This window comes from Candidatus Lokiarchaeota archaeon (genome assembly GCA_014730275.1).
GTDB lineage: Archaea > Asgardarchaeota > Thorarchaeia > Thorarchaeales > Thorarchaeaceae > WJIL01.
The window spans coordinates 1-18,054 of record WJIL01000086.1; the positions used below are offsets into that span (position 1 = coordinate 1).

Consider the following 18,054-nt stretch of genomic DNA (forward strand, 5'->3'; position numbering starts at 1 on the left):
GTCCACGTACCGTAGGAAATGAACCTTCTGTCGCTTGCACGCAGTTCTTCACTGTCAATAGACCAGAGCGGGGCATACTTCTCAAGGTCTCCAAATATCATCTTGCCTGTATCGGTTGCTACTGTGCCCATGGAGTCCCGCTTCAGTGTAACAGTAACGTCAGGCATCCAAAATGTTGGAGAATGGGGATTGTTTTCACGATGGGTGTGTTTCTTCGGGTATCCGAATAATGCGTCTTCACTATCCATCTCTGGTTTTACTTTCTAACCTTGCCATAGAATCATAGAATCCGATTAACTGTAGAACCCCTTCTTCGTAACAAGGCTTCCAACAGAGTAATTGAGGAGAGCCAAGCTAGAGTAAATGGCTTCTTCCAAGCGCACAGTTTCCGTCCCTTGATCAGGTATGGTATTGACCCAGAAATCGATGTAATCTTTTGGCTCCGAGGCCTGAGAAAACAATTCATGGAGACCAAGCTTTGGGCCACCAAATAAGGCAAGCAGAGACTGGGTACCCTTAACCGTGGATTCTATAGCGCCTTGCATTTTACCGAATGGAGGGGCTTCTCGCGAGAGGGCTATAGTGGTAGCACCGTTATTCGTACGAAGATAATCATCAAAATCGTCAACCATAACTGTCTCAAAGCCCCAGTATACTGGTACTTTCATTCGGTCTGTCACTTCGAGTTTCATCCGAGGGGATGTCTCAACAACGCGAAAAAGGGTTGGTTCGCGTTCGCTGACGGTTCCATCATAATCTACTGTTCTATCCAAGCCCAAATCCACTTTACCCGGTCCAATTTGTAAACCCCACCGTAAATCCCCCCTCTCAACTTCATCAATTGAGGAAAACAAAGGGTGACTCGGAGTTCGTAGTGGAGGAAGAAGGCCAACAAAACGAAAAGAGGGAGCACGAGGGAATACGCGTTTTCGAAGGTACTGAGGGGTATCCATATAGCGTAGAAGGCGTGCCAGAAGGTCTTTGTCTTTCGATTCTTCATTCCCCAACAGACCGGTCCTGAAAATGACAATTCTCTCTGCACGGAAAACAGCAAATGCTCTTCCGAGGAATCCTGTTGTCACCGTCTTCTCTCTTAGGTCTGAACAGTGACGCAGCGTTGTATCAGGAATCGCAACTTCAAGAGTCATGTACTGACACGCTCCTAGAGATCAAGGGTAAACCAAACAGTCTTCTTCTCTTTCGTTTCTTCAATCTCTAAATCGGCATAGGTCATTGCTTTGACTTCGGTTCTTGTATCATGCTTCTCATGGTCGATTTCTTCACCCCAAACGGTGGCCTCAAGAGAGCATCTATCGCTACCACGATTGAATTCATTGATTTCGAACCGGGAGTAAAACTTCGATTCGATATCCACCATGGCGACTATTTCACCAATCCATTCCACAAGCAGTTCCTGTAAATCGATTCCGTCAACATCAATGTCTGTTGGTTCATCAGAAGAAACTCCGGATGTATCTACCATGACTTCCATGGTTGCTTTTGCGCTCTGTTCATAAGCTGTGAGGAGATCTGGGCCCCACGCCTCAATAGTAATGTCAGCCGTATGCTCGTGAAACCTGAACCCTTTCGGCATTTTTCAACCAACTCTAATGAACAACACTCCAAGAAGCTTAAAAGGCGTTTCTTAGCCACTCAAGGCTGTTGGTTGCTTAGTGAGTATGAGCAACCGCAGTTTGCCGAGGTAGCCAAGCCCGGATTAAGGCGCTGGTCTTGAAAACCAGTGTGCGGATGCACTCAGGAGTTCGAAAGCCAAGACATTTCGTCTGGCTGGACATATCTCCTCCTCGGCGCCACATCCATTTTCTTGATTAGATAGTATAGCAGTTTGCTCAAAGTGATTTAGCAAGATAAGGACCGCAATCGCTGAAACCAAGGTTGCGATAGTATTCCTTCACTCCTATACCGCTTAGAACGAGCAATCGTTGTGCCCCAAGATCATTCTTTGCAATCTCATCAGCTCTATCTAGGAGTCGCTCTCCAAGACCTAGATGTTGCCAAGCGTCCTCATCCCGTTCACCAATATTCACTACAGGACCATACACTCTAAGCTCTCGTATGATAGCAGACGAGACTTCAGTGACTTCTGGTCTATGTACATTTATGCTCGGTTTTCGCAGCCTGAGAAAGCCCATAATGACATCTAATCCAGGTTCCTCAAACGACAAGAAGACCTCGGTGCCGCCGGATGCAGAAAATGTACGTTCAACGAGTTCGAGATTTTCCGGTCTCACCGGTTCATCAGATCTTCTCTGAAAATGCCCGATTTCACGATAGCGGATAGTAGGGTTCCGTAGATGTCGTTCGTTCATCCATTCATGAACAAGCTCCCGTAGATTTCCTTTGTTAAGTCCAGCTTCGATTTGATGGATAGGAATATCGCGTTGCATTCGTTGAATCCTAACATATGCCGGCATTTTGCTGACCGCTCGTGAAACCAACTCTACGATTTCATCGTTTGTATATGGTTCATACTTACCGTTCTTCCACCATTCGTAGAGCTTTGTATTTGCAACAACAATGGTGGGATAGATTTTCATCATATCGGGTTGAAAACGAGCATCTTCAAAAAGACGTTCAAAATCTGCGAGATCTGCATCAAGGGAGCTACCAGGTAGGCCCGGCATCATATGATAACAGACCTTAAAGCCGCTGTCACGAAGTATCTGTGTTGCATTGGCAGTTTCCTTCACGCCATGACCTCTCTCAACGTGCTTAAGCAAATCATCACGTAATGTCTGGACACCAATCTCAACTCGGGTTCCCCCGAGTTCCAGCATTTCATCCACAGTTTGCTGGGAGACCTGGTCGGGACGCGTTTCAAAGGTCGTGCCGACATTTCGAACATCAGCAGTTTCGTTCTTTTTCTTGGCGGTTTCGAAATCATTGCTAATCTCACCGTTCATGGCTTCCAAACAACCTGTTACAAACCATTCCCGGTAAGCTCTGTCTTTTGAGCACCAATCGCCACCCATGACAATCAGCTCAATCTTCTGTACCGAATGTCCAGTAGCCCTCAGCTGGTCCAGTCTATTCTTGACCTGAAGATAGGGATCAAAAGCATTCTGGATACCTCTCATTGTTGCAGGTTCATGTCCAGTATAGCTTTGAGGGACTCCAAGTTTCGGGCCGCCAGGACAATAAGCACATTGACCATGGGGGCATTCATGAGGTTCAGTCATCGCCGCCACAACTGCTACGCCAGAAGCGGTTCGAACCGGCCGTTTCTGAAGGAGGGGTTGAAGCTCATCCCACTCATCCTCGGTAGCACTTTGAAGTACATCGGCATTGGATGGTACACGCGATGCGCCAAACTCGGCACAACGTTTCTTCTTGATTGTATTGATGTCACGGCGATCTAGGGCATCATCTGATTGGAGGATGTCCTGTATGATTGCTCGGTAGAGTGGTTTCTCTTCAGCCGACATGACGTTTCCAGGTTCTGTATTTTGTGGTTTAATATCATTGGTTGTCACTAGAGACAGGGAACTGGCCATGCCGAGTGAATAGCCTTATAACACCACTTTACGAATTTCACATTAGAAGACAAAGAGGAATGAATGATGCCTGGATCACACGGTTCATTGACAAAAGCGGGCAAAGTTAGGGAGCAGACACCAAAAGTTGACGGTAAGGAACGCCATTCCCCGATTCCCCGTGTACGCAACAAAAAGAACTATGTCAAGCGGTTTGTTAAAGGCAAGGTCAAAGGTCGCTAATCAAGCGGTTTTCAGAAGCCTTTCCGTGCTTCTTCAAGAAGCATAACTGCATTTTTGGTTTAGTTTAATTTTCCACCCGACTTGGCACCATGAATGCCAAGTCAAAACCCTTTCTTTCTCACCATTAGAGACAGATTTTGATTGATGAGCTACCTCGACAACACAGGTTTTGATGTGTGTCAAGAATGAATCTGGTTTGAACAGACAACACCTGTTTCTTCGATTAGATAATCTTGTACTTCCCCCGAGGGGTCAAGGGAACCAGAGATTCCTGAGAGCTGATTCTCCTCTTTAGAGAGGACGTCTTTGTCCTGTAGAATCACGAGTATATGATCCAAACTCATCGATTTGGCGCAGCTTTTTTCCAGAAAGTACTGGCCCATCCACACATACCATAAGCCCCTGTGGATCCATTGCGCAGGTACCGCAAATACCGCAACCACATTTCATGTACCTCTCAAGCGATGCTTCCAAAGGGAGTCCGTAATCTGAGGCTAAGTTGAGAAGACTAGCCATCATAAGTTCTGGACCGCAAGCATAAATTCTATCAAAATCATGCTTTTTCAAGAGTGAGTCTGCCAGTTCTGTAGCGAGTCCCTCAAAACCGCGTGACCCGTCGTCTGTTGCTATTTCCAGCCTGAAACTGTTTGAAGCACGATTATCATAGTCGTAGAGTAGTAGTTCGCTTTCGGTCTTTGCTGCTACAAGTAGCGTTACATCGGAACCTTTGTGGAGAAGTGTTTTTGTGAGATAGCGAAGAGGAGCCATTCCAATTCCGCCCCCTATGAGCAAGGGATTCTTACAGTTCAAAGTAAAACCATTTCCAAAGGGACCTCTTAGACCAACATAGTCTCCGGGTTGTAGCGCCTGTAGAGCATCCGTTGCTTCGCCCACCCGTCTTACAGTCATTCCCATTTCTTTATCATCGCAGTAGCAGATACCCAGGGGGATTTCGTCCACATCCCGTATCCACACCATAATGAATTGTCCCGGCTGAATAGAACAGTCACGCCAAGGAATATCGAAATATAATGTGTGACAACTTCGGTTTTCCTCAACGATCCGAGTAATCCGAATAGATGTGGGATTCCCTACTTCTTGTTTCAAGTCCATACTAGTTCCCTCCTGCGAGACCAACTATTTCAGAGGTCTTGCTGAATCCTTCACGAACCAAATATTCCTCCACTCCCTCTCGAATATCTGCAAACACATCCAGCCCACGAAGCGTTGCTGTTCCAATTTGAATAGCGCTTGCCCCAGCCAGATGCATTTCTACTGCGTCTTCCCAGGTGGATACACCACCTACACCGATTATGGGTATAGACACAACGTGATAGAGATCGTAGATGCACCGCACAGCAACAGGGAAGATAGCTGGGCCAGAAAGGCCTCCAACTTTGTTGGCTAAGACTGGAGCTTTCTGCTTGATATCTATCTTCATGCCTTGGACCGTATTGATGGCTACGATGGCATCGGCACCTGCTTCTTCCGCCGCCAGTCCTACAGCCACAATATCACTGGCGTTTGGAGTCAATTTTGCAAAAACTGGAATGCTCACGGTATCTTTGACTGCACTCACAAAATCCCCAGTCAGCTTGGGACTGTGGGCGATTTGACTTATTTCTGCATGTGGACAAGAAAGGTTGAGCTCAAGAGCAGAGGGTTCAGCTTCTACTGCTATCCGGGCTACTTGAGAGATTTCCTTTTCTGTGCGGCCAAATACGCTAATGACAAAGGGGATGTTGTGTCTTTGCAGAATCCGGAGTTCTTGCAGAAAACTATCAATACCAGGATTGGCAAGGCCTACCGCGTTCAGCAAACCTGAATGGGATACCGTGATGTTCGGCCCGGGGTAACCTTTTCTGGGTTCCAAGCCCACAGATTTGGTTACAACAACATCAGCCCCGTTTCTTGCCACTCGTGCCATAATGGCACCAGTAACCCCGAGAATACCTGATGCAAGCCAGTATCCCTCGATTTTCACCAGATCACCGTTAGATGTCTAAAGCTATATCAGAGTAATAAGACCAGCGAAAGTGAAGAGAAGGCAGTTTCCCAGTAAGAACTACCGCTACACTTATTCGGTTGGTCTTATTGTTATTGAGAGAAGGCACGTGAAGTAAACTGCTTATTCAAACTGCAGAAGCTTCTGTAATACGAACAGAAATGATGGGGGATCAAGATGAGGTGCTTAAGAGGAATCAAAGAGAAGTCCCACTGGATAGAGCCACATCAAATCGTATTGTTGATAGGGCTCTCAATAGCTATAGCATTTATCTTCGAACCCGTTGCCCATCCAGGCAGTATCGGAGATTTTGTACCGACGCTTTACGCAATAAACCTCACAGGAAATGTCTTGACATTTGGAGTTCCATTTGTGATTGCTTCTATCATATTATGGAACACAAAGAAAGCCCATACTTCCATGGCTCAAAAAGATGCATTATTGCATCATCGTATTCGTTGCTATGTAACGAGATACGTCATCACGAATATGATAACATCCCTTGTTATGGCTGGAGTATGCATGTGGGGTTTTTCTTCTGCAGCTGCAAATCCGGCACATCTTCCGGGGGTAATTTTTGCCAGTATGGGAATTTCATTTATACTCAATTCATTCACATTTTTCATTGCCATTGCTGTTGACGCCCCCTTGTACACAATCTTTGTCAATACTAGCATGCTTGCCTATTTCTCGTTTTACTATGGATACTCAGTTCTTTCCGCGACAAGTGTAATGTCACTTTATGCGCCCTATCACCTTTTTAGGTTCTTAGCCATTTTTCTGTCTGGACACGAGTTCATAAATGAATCAATAATGGAGAACTACGTGGGAATCGTTGTACAACCTATCGATTTACTTGGACCATTGCTAGTTTGGTCGCTTGTGTCGGGAGGATGTATAGTCGGTTCAATTATTCTGCTTAGACATTCAATGGAACGATGGGTTCATGAAAGCACGACCTCCGAAGGAAAAACAGAATTCACACAGGAATCAACAAGAGAAAAAACAGTCTCTGCCGTTGAGAGGAGGCAAAAAATAGCGTCTTTAGGTGTCATTTTGCTATTTGTGTCCACTGCATTCTTCAATCTCTTTGTCAATAGCCCACCTGAAATCCCTGAAAACATGTACCTGTACCAGAGCCCGGAGAGCAGGGAGAATATTGCTCTTGGTTCTTGGAGCTATGACACCGTTGAAGTTTCATCGACACAAATAGCTGAAACAGAAGGTTGGACACTCAAGGTCACCATTCTTGATTGGGATGAATATGATGGGGGAGAAGGGCTCCGAGTAAGGTACGGGTTTCTAATATACAGTCTCTCAGACTTTGCAGCCTTGAACAACACAGAGAAAGAGAATATCATGATCTCCAGGACATGGGCCATCACCCCAGACCATCCATCTACAGGAACTAGTGTCCATCATCAATTGGACGGGGCTGGTACCTATCTCTGGGCAATCCGAATCACTGATGATTCACACAAGAATGCATCATACGTTGTTTCGGCCAAAATCGAGGTGTATCTAAATCCAGTTTGACTCATTGTAAGACGAAAAGGCACTGAGGCCTAGATTTGTGGTGTGACCGGCCAGTAGTGTTTTTGCCGGGGTTGCCAACACACTTATTCGATGAACTGACCGAAGAAAAAGAGAGAGAGGATACATGACGCGGGTCTATCTCACGCTCAATGCTCTAGGAGCTTTCCTACTAGATAAGGAAGGTGACATTCTTGCCAATAAGATGGCATATCCAGATACCGAGCTGGCAGCTCGTAACCTTATTGCAATGCGACAGGGAAAAACGACAGATTTACTGAAATCTATAATCAATGAAATCCCGCGTGATGATGAAACAACAGTTGTAATAGAGACCCGCTGGTTGAAAGAAGCACTTCAAGACGAGACCAATTTACGGATAGAGGTTGAAGATATCAGCTCTCCCATCAAATGGTTCAGGGCTACAGGCGAGAAAAAACTCATTGATCAGAACCTTGTAGGATCAGAAAAGGAGTCCATAGAATTCAGGAAAGAGGTGGCTGTGCATATTTCAAGAGACAGAATACGAGCAGCAACCGAAGAAAGAGACTTGCTTGTGAAACACGCAATTGATTCCCTCGACGAGATAGATCCTTCTATAAACGAAATGGACATGCGTTTGAGAGAATGGTATTCCCTGCATTTTCCGAGTCTTGTAAAGAAAATAGAAGATACTAAGACGCTAGCTAAGATAATTTCAGAAGGTGGACTCAAAAGCAAAATAACCCCCGAGAGTCTAGACAATTTAGGTCTGAGCCAGAAGAAGGTGGAAGCTATTTCTACAAGTCGCAGTAAGGATACTGGAGCGGATATCAGGCCGAAGGATGCTGAGATCATTTCCAATCTTGCCGAATCTTTGCTCAAACAAATCAGGCTCAGAGAGAATCTTCAAGAATATGTCGAGAAGACCATGACAGAAGTGGCGCCGAATATGTCAACTCTCGTGGAACCACTCATTGCCGCGAGGATTCTTAGCCATGCTGGATCCCTGAAGGAACTGGCTAGGAAACCCTCAAGCACCGTTCAGGTATACGGGGCAGAGAAGGCACTATTCAGGAGCCTCAAAACGGGAGCGAAACCGCCGAAGCATGGTGTAATATATCAGGTTCCAGAAATCCATACGGCTCCCTACTGGCAAAGGGGAAACATCTCTAGAGCTCTAGCAGGCAAATTGTCGATTGCTGCACGAGTAGACGCATATTCAAAACGGAATATTGGAGGAAAACTCAGGGCAGAGTTTGAAGAGAAAATAGCAGAGATTCAGCGGAAATATCCGGAGCCACCAGATAGGACGGAGAAGGACAAAGGGGGGAAGTGAAAATGCAAGAAATAGAGGAATACAAGTTTCCGGGCGTATTCAAGAGCAAGCAGAAACAAAAACTGAAGCTTTGGACTCAATCATTGGTACCAGGAAAGAAAGTCTATGGTGAGAAACTGATTCAGGTTGGTGACAAAGAGTACAGGGCTTGGTCAGCTAACAGGTCAAAGCTAGCTGCAGCCATCATCAAAGGCGTTAGACATATGCCAATCCAACCAGGTTCTAGAGTATTGTACCTAGGAGCAGCTTCTGGGACTACTGTAAGTCATGTTTCAGATATTGTAGGCCCGAATGGTGTTGTCTATGCGGTTGAATTCTCCCCGAGGACAGCTAGAGAACTGATTGCTCTATCAGAAAAGCGAGATAACATCGTGCCAATCGTTGATGATGCCAGGCATCCAAATAGATACGCGCCATTTCTGATGGGCATCATCGATGTAGTGTACCAAGATATTGCTCAGGTGAATCAAGCGCGAATTCTATATGAAAACCTCAGACAATTCTGCTCATATGGTGCGTGGGGCTTAATCGCTGTTAAGGCGCGCAGTATAGATGCTGCTGAGGAAATTGAGAGTATCTACAAACGAGTGGTTACCGAGCTGGACGATTATGGCCTTGAAGTAATGGAACGTGTTAATCTGGAGCCCCTAGAGAAGGCACATTCGATGGTGGTAACTCGCGTCAAGGAGGAATTCGTCTGAGCTCATTTATTGAACGTAAAATAGAGCGAGAAATTGAATCCCTGAACGATCATTTGCCCACAACTCGCTTGACCCTCAAAGAGGCCTTGCAAGAAGATGCCCCTCATTTCGTTACCAGAGGGGGAAAGAAGAGTGCAATCAAAAAACCAGAACTGGAACTACTTGCAGATCTCGTTCCGGAGCCATTCCATGACAAAATCATCTTGCCAATCGTATTGTTGAGACGCATCGATCTTGGTGCTGGCATCTTCTCGATATCGGGCACTAAGCACACCTTGTTTCTCGCACATAAAATACTAGGATATGTTGACCTACAATGGGATGAGCTGTCTAAATGGAAAACCCGTGATAGATTGGTCAGGCCTCAAGTACAGCAGTTACGGAGGAAAATCCCCTCAGCTTCCTGCCTTGGAATAACAACCGAGACAGGGTGAGAATAGGCAATTTGGTTGAAATAGAATCGCACCTTTAGTTAGCCTGATATACATAGATGAGAAAATAGACTCGAGATAGAAGATGACTAAGTCTAGAGGCCAGCTGATTCAAGAAATCAAATCACAACTAGATGATGCTGGATTTAACCTTTCAACGAAGTGCGACTTGAGGCCAACCTGTTTTGACATGGTCGCACGAAGAGGGGGTCAGTTGCTATTGATCAAGGTGTTAACAAACGTTGATGCCCTCACCAAAGAAGATGCTTTGGCCCTTCAGCTAGTTGCGCACTTCTTCGAAGCAACCCCAGTCGTCATCGGTCGGAAAACCAGAAGAGGAAAACTGGATGCGGGCGTCGTTTACAGACGATATGGAGTACCAACAATCGAGCCCAAGAGCTTCAATAGCATCGTTACTGAGAAGGAAATGCCCAAGGAATTCATACAGAGAGGAGGAAGGTTCGTCTCGATTGATGGAGCCAGGTTGAAAGATCTTAGACAATCAAGAAGCATGACAAAAGAAGAGCTTGCAGACAGTGTCGATGTCTCGACACGAACGATTCTATCATATGAGAAGAATGAAGTTGATGTGAGCAAGGATGTGGCGGAACGGCTTGAGCAAGTGCTAGACGCTGAGTTGGTAGTTCCTGTAAATCTCTTTGAAGAAGAAGTAATTCAAAGAGAGGACGTGTCTCCACAAGAACCCAGCCCGGCCAGCTTTGAGAGTCGTGTCAACGAGTTCTTCAAGAAGCTGGGAATGAGAGTCCTATGGACAGATAGGGCACCATTTCATCTTGCGGCCAAGGAAGAAGGGCCACCACTCATGTCCAGTGTCGGATCAATTCGAAGCTGGGCCCTTAAGAAACGGACAGACATTCTCAGAAGCGTTTCGGATGTGACCGATAGTAGTGCAGTAATAATCGTGGAAGAGGGCAAGGCAGTGGAATGCTTGGCTGAACTACCAGTCATCAGACAACTAGAGTTAGGAGATATTGAGAAACCCAACGAACTCAAGAAGATAATCGCAGAGCGTTCCGAGAAGTAATCTAGAAGGAATCGAGCTGGGATTGTTCCGTCTTCGCATCCAACAAGATTTTTCGGACCGGACTCCATGTCCGTCTGACGATGTCGGGTACATCCCCAGTTTCCGAAACCACCGCTTGAATGAACCCCACACTAACAGAGTCAGAGGGGTATCCAGATCCAAAATCGCCATGAATAGCATGTAGTTCCTCTATCCGGTGGTCGCGTTCAACTTTTGCAAGCACTGATGCAGCCGAAACTACCGGATACGTGATATCAGCTCTGTGCTCTGAGACAACACTGCAATTGGGAGTCAGAGTGCACCGTTCGATAATCTGTCTTCCAAATCTATCCGCATCAACATCCGCCGCATCCACAAATACCTCGGAGGGCTGCAGCTCATTTATAATCGAGACAAAGGCATCAAGCTCGATATCATTCAGTGAGATACCTCGTTTCCGGGCATCATCTATCTGAGCAGCTGATATCGGTGTGATAACCATGTTCTCCGCCAGCTCCGAGATGTGTTCATACAACTCTTCACGTCTCGTTGCTGTCAGTAATTTCGAGTCTTTGACTCCAAGCGATTCAAGCCGTTGGATATCCGCTACATCAAAGGCCACTCCACACACGACCATAGGACCAATCATCGGACCTCGCCCGGCTTCGTCCACGCCAGCTACGAGCTGCAAAATCGTATCGTCGTCTGTCATATTCATCACCAAGTAACGGTCATCTCGATTTGGAATCCCACTCATGGATACTTCGTGTTTTTCTCAGTTTCTAGGCTAAATACGTGATAGTGTTCATCGATGCTAAACCTTTTGCTTCCGGTGGCATATGACCACAGTTGATTCCCTTGGCGAAAACTTCATATCTGAACCCCGTACTGCCCCTATCTACACAGGCTGTGATTAGCTCGGTAACTTGTAGGCCGTTCACATGTCTGTCCTGCATGGGAAGGTGGCCTAGTCCGGTATGGCGACGGGCTCCAGATCTAGGCTCATTTCGAGTCTGTGAAGAGCGGGTCATAGAATGACGTCGTCATGGCGACACTCGTAAACCCCGGGGTTCGCCCCAGGTTGAGTAGCGAGCGTGGGTTCATGCTGCTTGGTTTCCAAGTGGCAGCCTAGAAATCCCATCCTTCCCACCACGCTATACTTGAGCAGACATGGAAACCATGGTTCTCACTCTTTGATAAGATACAACTCAGTATGTCCTCGAGTGTTATCTAATTGGCCATTGGAAACAGTTTCGGCCATTTCCCGATAGGATTTGCCCCATTCAAACACGAGTCATATTCAGCAAGTGCCCGGATATACTATCTTGCAGACTTGGACATGTATGTGCCTGGAGTAACCAAAGAATAGTTAACCTGAGACCTTATCTCCACGAACAAAGATGTGAAAGCCGGCTTGACTCAAAGAAACTGGCGGTAAACCTAACTATTCGTTATCCCCCGTCCAAAAAAAATAAGGATAGCCTGTAATAGGAATGTCATGGATTGTGGGCAGTCTCGTATTCTCATAATGACATTGCTTCTCTTTGTTGGAATACTTGGAGCCAGTTCTACTCGGTATTATGGTCCTGAACCTGAATCTTGGCCTGAGAGGGTAGATGAGAATGACCTCTCATTTGTTCTTTCGAAAGAGGATCCAGATTATACCTACAATATCACATCACGTTATATGATTTCGATTCAATTGAATTCCTTGAGAGTTAACGAGACACCTATCTCTATTAGTGCAACAAATGGGACAGGGACTATCCTAATACTGTATAATATAACTTCTATAAGGAATTCGCCCATCAGCTTCACCACCGAAGTACCGGGCCTCCTTTCAATAACATTCTCTAGAATGAATGATACAGCAAGTGTCACAGCAGAATTCGTGAAACGCTATCTCGTACCCCCGAGGGGCTCTTCAACATGGAATCCCCTGCCTATGATTTTCTTCCTAGTTTGTTCTCTTTGGCTTGGCTATTATCTAGTCCAATTCGAATTTGATTGCTGGGAACCGTTAATGAATAAAGAACATGCAATCTCGCGAATCAAACATATGAAACCGTGATAGTGCTGATTCTGGTAGTTATTAGTGGATTACTAGTCAGTCCTTTGGTTCGAGGAATTCTGCATAATCAATACTCCACTATTGAGGTACAACACAGAGTAGACCAGCATAATTTCACGTTTTCTCTAACTGACTCTAACCCCGCCAGCAATATCAATCTGACTGGATTTGTTCAATCATATGAGGAAAACATAACAAGAATCCGGGTGCACTCTTTGGAGTTAGAGAACGCTTCGGTGCTTATGGAAACAGAAGTCGGTCAAGAGTCCGAGGAATTAGTAATAGATAGGGATTCTAGTTCTAGTAATTGGTTCCTTGAAGTCTCATTGGATGAAGCGGCAGTGGGATATTACCTCAGATTTAGACGGATAAACACTGATGTAATACTCTCCCTCATTCTCGATATCGTAATCAAAAAAGAGGTGTTGAAAAATAGCCCCTTTTTTTCCATAATCTTAGCCTTATGTGGAGGAGGGGTACTTGCGTTTTGTTCCTACAATTCATGGAAGATTGAAAGCAGCATTAGAAAGAGGGTGAGAAAAGGAGATGAGTTATTCTAAAGAACTAGTTATTTTCTAGACAAAGTGATTATGTGCATTTCTGACAAATGGCTATAGAGGGGGATGAATTAAGTGAAAAGGTTCAAACAGAAATGCTGGGTTTTCTTTATAGGGATGATTTTCATTTCAAGCAGTATTTCTATAGCGATTCAGACTGGACTGCCACTACAGAAATGAATTATCGATGAAGGCCAAATCATCTAGCAATGCGATTTGGTGGTGGGTAGGTGTAAATGGTGTAGAGAATTCAAGGCTTATGCCCAGCAATCTTAGCGTCATAATGATCGTTCCTGACACATCTCCACCTAGCGAGTAGTATTGGATGGGTATTTCGTGCTATGATGAGGACGGATACTACCATCAGATTGGATTCAACTCGTGGTATGGATCGTGGACGATTTGTTCAGCACTTTTTGATCCAAATGGACAAAAACAGGTAGACAACAATGAAGGTATTGTAAATAGAGGGACAAAATACCTTTGGGTGCTTCATCTATATAAAACAGGGGCTCTCGATGGATACGTAGAAATGATAGTCTATGAAGATAGTGGAGGGTCATGGAATCGGATTTGGGGCGAACTTTTCTTTACGGAAGCAGATTATTATGTCATAGATGCTGGGTTTACGGTATGGTTAGAAGCTCACGATGATGCGCCAGATCCATATTTTGACATAACATTTGATGATACCAAACTGAATGATTGGTTATATAGTTGGCCTGAAGAGTTGTACGCAGGTCCAGTCCCTTCACAAATCGATGTTAGTATTGTGAACTGGCCGTGGTATTATGTCTTTGTAGATTGTACCTAGAAGGCATCTAACCTCTACTCTACTTGTTTCGGTCATCATCGTCAGTATACTTGGCATAGTCTTTTTTTTGCGAGCGTATTTTCTTGATAGCATCGAGAAATTCCAGTTATTTCCATACTGTTGCCGGGATTTTTAGATTCCAAGGAGATATGTCCCTTCTTCTTCCCGAAAGATGACTAGAGAACTACACCGTAAACTGATAGTGAATACTTTGATATTATGAAACTCTATCTGGAGTAAATGGTATCAAGCAATGATTTCTATGCAAAGAATGAACATAATCCCGTTTCATTAGTTAGCGGTATACTGAACTTTATAATAATTTCTTTTTATGAAAGATATTTAAGTATTGGCTGGGAAACTGTTCCAGAGGCTATTCGTGGTTATTGGGCATTCAGTAATCAACTCCTAGTATAGAATTGGGAGTTAATAGAAAATGAAGAGAAGATACCTTATAGTATCATTTGCGTTACTGTTTGTCATCTTCAGTTCTTTTGGACTGGTTGATGCAACAGAAGTAACACTAGAGCCAGGCTACGACGATGGAAAAGGTTGGAGCGGTTGGGGTGGAAGCTGGGACGATGTACCCGGTAGTGGTCTATGCAAAATTTACATGAACGCTGTGGGCTTGCCATCCAGTGTCAATTGTTGGGTTGGTTCAAAGATCACGTTGTCATCCACTCAGTCGATATATATGGATGCGGACTTAGATCTGACAGGATATGTCGGAGCCAACTGGGCCGGAGAGGGGACAGTCTTTGTCTATCTTGAGGTTAGAAGAACAGATAACGAAAGGTCTGAGGTATGGTCGGTACAGGTCTATAGTGACGTAACAGAGAGTACCAAACACAATGATTATAACGACAGAGATCTAAACCTCAACACGAACAACTTTCCAAAAACTCTATCAGCTGGCACCTATTACTTCTGTGCGAGAATAAGATTCAAAGGTGAATGGGGCGCTGTGTTCCAAGAAGCAGAAGGTGATTCTGACAAGGGTTGGCTGGAAGTCAATTCTATCACGGTCACCTACTGAACCCCCCTAAATCATTACTGGTGCAGAGATGCACCGGCTCACTTTTTTAAAAGTGATTTCGAATCCTCTGAAACATAGTCATAGATTATTTCACATACCGAAATTCCTGTTACAGTTGTTATCGATAACATGCCGGGGAAGAAGAATCCCCATTGGGGCATTGTTCTTTCCATATCCACATCGAAAGATACTGTAGTGTTCATTGCAGCTTCTACCACGAAACAATACAAACCAGTAGGCATCACTCCAAGAAATCCTTGATACAAGGACACATTCAACAAAGAGAGGACGGGCTCCACATCCCCAATATCTCTCGTCTTGATGAAATTCAAGCTGTCTTCGAAATCTAGTACGTAGAAGTTAATCGAACCATTACCCCATGTTGAAATACTGAGAGTGGCATCTCCAGTAACAGGATAGGAACGCGTTCGGTATTCTTGTGGATACACATTACCACTCACACTCATCCGAAATCTGGCTGCTACAACTGACAGAAAAATGAGCGATATACCTATACTAAGCATCAATACTCGAAGTCGCTTCAACTTCATAGTCTACTGCACCTCTATGCGGTTGAAAATCATGAGTTGGATGACGAGTAATAAGATGGATATACCGGCATATATTGCCATCCTGATGCCAATATCAAAGAAAACAGTTCCATTTTCAGCACCTGCTAAGACAGGCAACACCAGAATGAAGGGATCTAGAAAGCTTGCTAGGGAATCCTCAACTGTTGGTACCAGCTGTAGGATCATTAGACCCAGGAACACGCCGAATACAATGGAAACTGAGATTCTACGAGATAGAATTGCAACCAGTGAGTTGATGAGATAAAAGAACATTGTAACTAGAAATAACACACCAAATACCAGAAGACAGGCTGCAAGATTGGGTAATCCGGGGAGAAGCCATTCCACCAGAATTGTTGAACAGACTATGCTTCCCGCACTGAGAACAGTAACGGGAAAAACTGTGCGCATGAGGAGTACTGCACGGCGGCTGATAGGATAGGAGAGATAGGTGGCAAGGGAACAACGCTCCAACGGTCCAGCAATAGTGAAAGCCGTGACCATCGGAATAAGAAACAGTAACATGTTGTAGCAATAATGTGCCCCCCGTGCAAAATTCATGACCTTATACTTCATGATAATTTCATATACCTCGCTAGGAGTTCCCGTATGTGTTCCAGGAGCGAGGTCCATAGCCCAGCCACGTAATAATCCTGGGTGGGCCCCAATTCCAGCCACTGCCAGTAAAAGAGATAATAAGAGCTCCAAACTTGGTTGCCTAAAAGCTGTTTTTAGTTCAAACTTCACAAATGCTTTGAATGCCGAAATTCTACCCATATTATTTCATAATCTCCCTATACGCGTCATCCAACGTCTCAGATTTTCCCAAACTGTCAATATCGATTTTGATTTCCTTACAGATAGCCTCTACGTTATCCCAGATTCTTGCCATGTTTTCACCTTCAAAGGTGAATGTAACAACTTTTGTTCCTAAAGCGCGAATCGACTGGAATTCTTCTCGTTCCTGTAATGCTTCAGCAAGGCGTAACGAATCGGAACATGTAACCCTATACCTGTTGTGCGAATAGTCAGATAGAATATCTGATGTCTTTCCGGTGCCAATCACATCCCCATTCTTGATGAACACAACGTTATCACAGATTCTCTCAAGCTCTGTTAAGATGTGGGAAGACAGAAGGAAATGTACCCCGTATTTTTTGCTCAATTCGCCCAAGAGATTGATGATTTCATCCCTCCCATCCACATCAAGATTGGATGTGGGTTCATCAAGAAAAGCCATTTCAGGTGTGCCCACAAGAGCCTGTGCAACACCCAGTCTACGCAGCATTCCCCCGGATAGACTATGAATCCTTCTATGACCAACTGCTTGCAAACCCACCATTTCTAGCAGCTCAGCAGGATTCCTAGAGGTTTCATAGAGATCAGCTACATGGGTAAGATAATCTTCTACTTCCATATATTCGGGATAATTGGGGCGCTCATGAAGAACCCCCACCTTTCGCCGGATTTCCAGTGAGTCGTGAACAACATCATACCCCAGTACCTGCGCATGGCCGTTGTCTGGAAATATAAGCCCTAACAGGGTCATCAGGAGAGTAGTCTTTCCCGCACCATTTGGGCCAATTAACCCCGTCACCCCAGGGGGAATATCTACACTAATCTGGTTCAGTGCAGTGACATCTCCATATCGCTTAGTGAGATTCTTTACAGAAATAACGGGTTTCTCATTCATTTCGATGCCTCTTTATAGTGGTTTAGTGATAGAGTATATCAAATGGCTTTCATAAGGTGTCTAGGAGGATGAACTCCTGGTTGAATCAGACAAGCTCATTCGGGATAACCTGTTTCTTACAGTTGAGTGAGTGAACCCAACCGAGGAAACTTCTGTGTTCCACCCTTCCCCTGCCGGCGTCACCGCCCCCACAGTACCCGAAGGCCCGTGAGTCAGCAGAGGCTTTGTCCGCGTTCACTGGAACAGGGTTCCTCCCGCGGTCCTGGCTTCCGTCTCCTGTCGTCATGCCGGGTCATCACTCCCGGCGACAGCGAGGTCTTCCACAGTTCTTGCCACGGCGTGGTCATGATCACCCACCCCAGCCTTGTCGCCGTAGCTGAGGAGGTCCGTCTGGACATGGTGAACAGCCGCGGACTCTCCAGGACCTGATGAAGTCCCTTGTTTGGAGAGTGAGGACTTCTGCTTAGAAGAACCAGTCTTCCTTACAGCCTTCGGGGCTGGGCGCTTCTCCCGTGGGGGAGTGGCCCACCGCCCTAGTCCTGTCTCATCCCTTAGATAAGGA

20 protein-coding genes and 2 tRNA genes are annotated in these 18,054 nt (G+C 45.3%); 11 read left to right on the plus strand and 11 right to left on the minus strand.

All coding sequences use genetic code 11. The annotated features are described in order from the left end of the window. From GF309_09890 to GF309_09900, 3 genes are all read right to left on the minus strand, one after another. On the minus strand, positions 1-248 hold a 248-nt coding region (locus GF309_09890), incomplete at its 3' end, for a hypothetical protein (protein ID MBD3159087.1). 45 nt (positions 249-293) lie between these two features. Beyond that, positions 294-1,148 (minus strand): hypothetical protein, encoded by an 855-nt coding sequence (locus GF309_09895; GenBank protein MBD3159088.1) that lies wholly within the window; start codon positions 1,146-1,148, stop codon positions 294-296. Positions 1,149-1,162: 14 nt separating this feature from the next. Beyond that, positions 1,163-1,594, minus strand: coding sequence for an archease (locus GF309_09900; GenBank protein MBD3159089.1), 432 nt, complete (start codon positions 1,592-1,594; stop codon positions 1,163-1,165). Positions 1,595-1,696: 102 nt separating this feature from the next. Here GF309_09900 and GF309_09905 point away from each other — a divergent pair. Beyond that, positions 1,697-1,814 (plus strand) — tRNA-Ser (locus GF309_09905). Between the two features lie 36 nt (positions 1,815-1,850). Here GF309_09905 and GF309_09910 read toward each other — a convergent pair. Beyond that, on the minus strand, positions 1,851-3,515 hold the full coding sequence (locus GF309_09910; protein MBD3159090.1) for a tRNA uridine(34) 5-carboxymethylaminomethyl modification radical SAM/GNAT enzyme Elp3: 1,665 nt from the start codon (positions 3,513-3,515) through the stop codon (positions 1,851-1,853). Positions 3,516-3,581: 66 nt separating this feature from the next. Between GF309_09910 and GF309_09915 the strand changes: the two genes are divergently transcribed. Further along, positions 3,582-3,737 (plus strand): 30S ribosomal protein S30e, encoded by a 156-nt coding sequence (locus tag GF309_09915; protein ID MBD3159091.1) that lies wholly within the window; start codon positions 3,582-3,584, stop codon positions 3,735-3,737. 291 nt (positions 3,738-4,028) lie between these two features. Here the strand turns inward: GF309_09915 and GF309_09920 are convergent, their stop codons facing one another. Together GF309_09920 and GF309_09925 are read right to left on the minus strand one after the other, a co-directional pair. Further along, positions 4,029-4,850, minus strand: coding sequence for a dihydroorotate dehydrogenase electron transfer subunit (locus GF309_09920; protein ID MBD3159092.1), 822 nt, complete (start codon positions 4,848-4,850; stop codon positions 4,029-4,031). Between the two features lies 1 nt (position 4,851). Beyond that, on the minus strand, positions 4,852-5,664 hold the full coding sequence (locus GF309_09925) for a dihydroorotate dehydrogenase (GenBank protein ID MBD3159093.1): 813 nt from the start codon (positions 5,662-5,664) through the stop codon (positions 4,852-4,854). 255 nt (positions 5,665-5,919) lie between these two features. Between GF309_09925 and GF309_09930 the strand changes: the two genes are divergently transcribed. The 5 genes from GF309_09930 (at position 5,920) to GF309_09950 (ending at position 10,770) form a co-directional block, all read left to right on the plus strand. Beyond that, entirely contained in the window at positions 5,920-7,278 is a 1,359-nt protein-coding gene (locus GF309_09930; GenBank protein MBD3159094.1) for a hypothetical protein, read from the plus strand. A gap of 124 nt (positions 7,279-7,402) precedes the next feature. Continuing rightward, positions 7,403-8,593, plus strand: coding sequence for a C/D box methylation guide ribonucleoprotein complex aNOP56 subunit (locus tag GF309_09935; protein MBD3159095.1), 1,191 nt, complete (start codon positions 7,403-7,405; stop codon positions 8,591-8,593). A gap of 2 nt (positions 8,594-8,595) precedes the next feature. Beyond that, positions 8,596-9,294, plus strand: a complete 699-nt coding sequence (locus tag GF309_09940) for a fibrillarin-like rRNA/tRNA 2'-O-methyltransferase (GenBank protein ID MBD3159096.1) — start codon at positions 8,596-8,598, stop codon at positions 9,292-9,294. Then, on the plus strand, positions 9,285-9,728 hold the full coding sequence (locus tag GF309_09945; protein ID MBD3159097.1) for a DUF61 family protein: 444 nt from the start codon (positions 9,285-9,287) through the stop codon (positions 9,726-9,728). The genes GF309_09940 and GF309_09945 overlap by 10 nt, the downstream gene beginning before the upstream one ends. Before the next feature lie 82 nt (positions 9,729-9,810). Then, positions 9,811-10,770 (plus strand): transcriptional regulator, encoded by a 960-nt coding sequence (locus tag GF309_09950; GenBank protein MBD3159098.1) that lies wholly within the window; start codon positions 9,811-9,813, stop codon positions 10,768-10,770. A 1-nt stretch (position 10,771) separates the two neighbouring features. Here GF309_09950 and GF309_09955 read toward each other — a convergent pair whose 3' ends face one another. Continuing rightward, complete coding sequence (locus GF309_09955) at positions 10,772-11,506, minus strand: ribonuclease HII (protein ID MBD3159099.1); 735 nt, start codon at positions 11,504-11,506, stop codon at positions 10,772-10,774. A gap of 199 nt (positions 11,507-11,705) precedes the next feature. Here GF309_09955 and GF309_09960 point away from each other — a divergent pair. The 4 genes from GF309_09960 to GF309_09975 all read left to right on the plus strand — a co-directional run bounded on the left by GF309_09960 (position 11,706) and on the right by GF309_09975 (position 15,227). Next, positions 11,706-11,901, plus strand: a tRNA-Trp gene (locus GF309_09960). A 1,134-nt stretch (positions 11,902-13,035) separates the two neighbouring features. Next, on the plus strand, positions 13,036-13,380 hold the full coding sequence (locus GF309_09965) for a hypothetical protein (GenBank protein ID MBD3159100.1): 345 nt from the start codon (positions 13,036-13,038) through the stop codon (positions 13,378-13,380). A gap of 322 nt (positions 13,381-13,702) precedes the next feature. Continuing rightward, positions 13,703-14,191, plus strand: coding sequence for a hypothetical protein (locus tag GF309_09970; protein ID MBD3159101.1), 489 nt, complete (start codon positions 13,703-13,705; stop codon positions 14,189-14,191). 436 nt (positions 14,192-14,627) lie between these two features. Beyond that, positions 14,628-15,227, plus strand: coding sequence for a hypothetical protein (locus tag GF309_09975; GenBank protein MBD3159102.1), 600 nt, complete (start codon positions 14,628-14,630; stop codon positions 15,225-15,227). Positions 15,228-15,265: 38 nt separating this feature from the next. On the opposite strand, the gene GF309_09980 is transcribed toward GF309_09975, so the two are convergent. The 4 genes from GF309_09980 to GF309_09995 form a co-directional block, all read right to left on the minus strand. After that, on the minus strand, positions 15,266-15,778 hold the full coding sequence (locus GF309_09980) for a hypothetical protein (GenBank protein MBD3159103.1): 513 nt from the start codon (positions 15,776-15,778) through the stop codon (positions 15,266-15,268). A gap of 3 nt (positions 15,779-15,781) precedes the next feature. After that, the gene (locus GF309_09985) at positions 15,782-16,576 is read right to left on the minus strand and encodes a hypothetical protein (GenBank protein MBD3159104.1); all 795 of its coding nucleotides are present in this window, start codon (positions 16,574-16,576) and stop codon (positions 15,782-15,784) included. Between the two features lies 1 nt (position 16,577). Continuing rightward, a complete protein-coding gene (locus GF309_09990; GenBank protein ID MBD3159105.1) occupies positions 16,578-17,492 on the minus strand; it encodes an ATP-binding cassette domain-containing protein in 915 nt (304 codons plus the stop codon). A gap of 85 nt (positions 17,493-17,577) precedes the next feature. Further along, positions 17,578-17,778, minus strand: a complete 201-nt coding sequence (locus GF309_09995) for a hypothetical protein (protein ID MBD3159106.1) — start codon at positions 17,776-17,778, stop codon at positions 17,578-17,580. Between the last annotated feature and the right edge of the window lie 276 nt (positions 17,779-18,054).

Coding starts and splice junctions, on each gene's coding strand:
- GF309_09895 (MBD3159088.1), bottom strand. CDS start 1,148: ATGACTCTTGAAGTTGCGATTCCTGATACAACGCTGCGTCACTGTTCA.
- GF309_09900 (MBD3159089.1), bottom strand. CDS start 1,594: ATGCCGAAAGGGTTCAGGTTTCACGAGCATACGGCTGACATTACTATT.
- GF309_09910 (MBD3159090.1), bottom strand. CDS start 3,515: ATGGCCAGTTCCCTGTCTCTAGTGACAACCAATGATATTAAACCACAA.
- GF309_09915 (MBD3159091.1), top strand. CDS start 3,582: ATGCCTGGATCACACGGTTCATTGACAAAAGCGGGCAAAGTTAGGGAG.
- GF309_09920 (MBD3159092.1), bottom strand. CDS start 4,850: ATGGACTTGAAACAAGAAGTAGGGAATCCCACATCTATTCGGATTACT.
- GF309_09925 (MBD3159093.1), bottom strand. CDS start 5,664: ATGGCACGAGTGGCAAGAAACGGGGCTGATGTTGTTGTAACCAAATCT.
- GF309_09930 (MBD3159094.1), top strand. CDS start 5,920: ATGAGGTGCTTAAGAGGAATCAAAGAGAAGTCCCACTGGATAGAGCCA.
- GF309_09935 (MBD3159095.1), top strand. CDS start 7,403: ATGACGCGGGTCTATCTCACGCTCAATGCTCTAGGAGCTTTCCTACTA.
- GF309_09940 (MBD3159096.1), top strand. CDS start 8,596: ATGCAAGAAATAGAGGAATACAAGTTTCCGGGCGTATTCAAGAGCAAG.
- GF309_09950 (MBD3159098.1), top strand. CDS start 9,811: ATGACTAAGTCTAGAGGCCAGCTGATTCAAGAAATCAAATCACAACTA.
- GF309_09955 (MBD3159099.1), bottom strand. CDS start 11,506: ATGAGTGGGATTCCAAATCGAGATGACCGTTACTTGGTGATGAATATG.
- GF309_09970 (MBD3159101.1), top strand. CDS start 13,703: ATGGGTATTTCGTGCTATGATGAGGACGGATACTACCATCAGATTGGA.
- GF309_09975 (MBD3159102.1), top strand. CDS start 14,628: ATGAAGAGAAGATACCTTATAGTATCATTTGCGTTACTGTTTGTCATC.
- GF309_09980 (MBD3159103.1), bottom strand. CDS start 15,778: ATGAAGTTGAAGCGACTTCGAGTATTGATGCTTAGTATAGGTATATCG.
- GF309_09985 (MBD3159104.1), bottom strand. CDS start 16,576: ATGGGTAGAATTTCGGCATTCAAAGCATTTGTGAAGTTTGAACTAAAA.
- GF309_09990 (MBD3159105.1), bottom strand. CDS start 17,492: ATGAATGAGAAACCCGTTATTTCTGTAAAGAATCTCACTAAGCGATAT.
- GF309_09995 (MBD3159106.1), bottom strand. CDS start 17,778: ATGACGACAGGAGACGGAAGCCAGGACCGCGGGAGGAACCCTGTTCCA.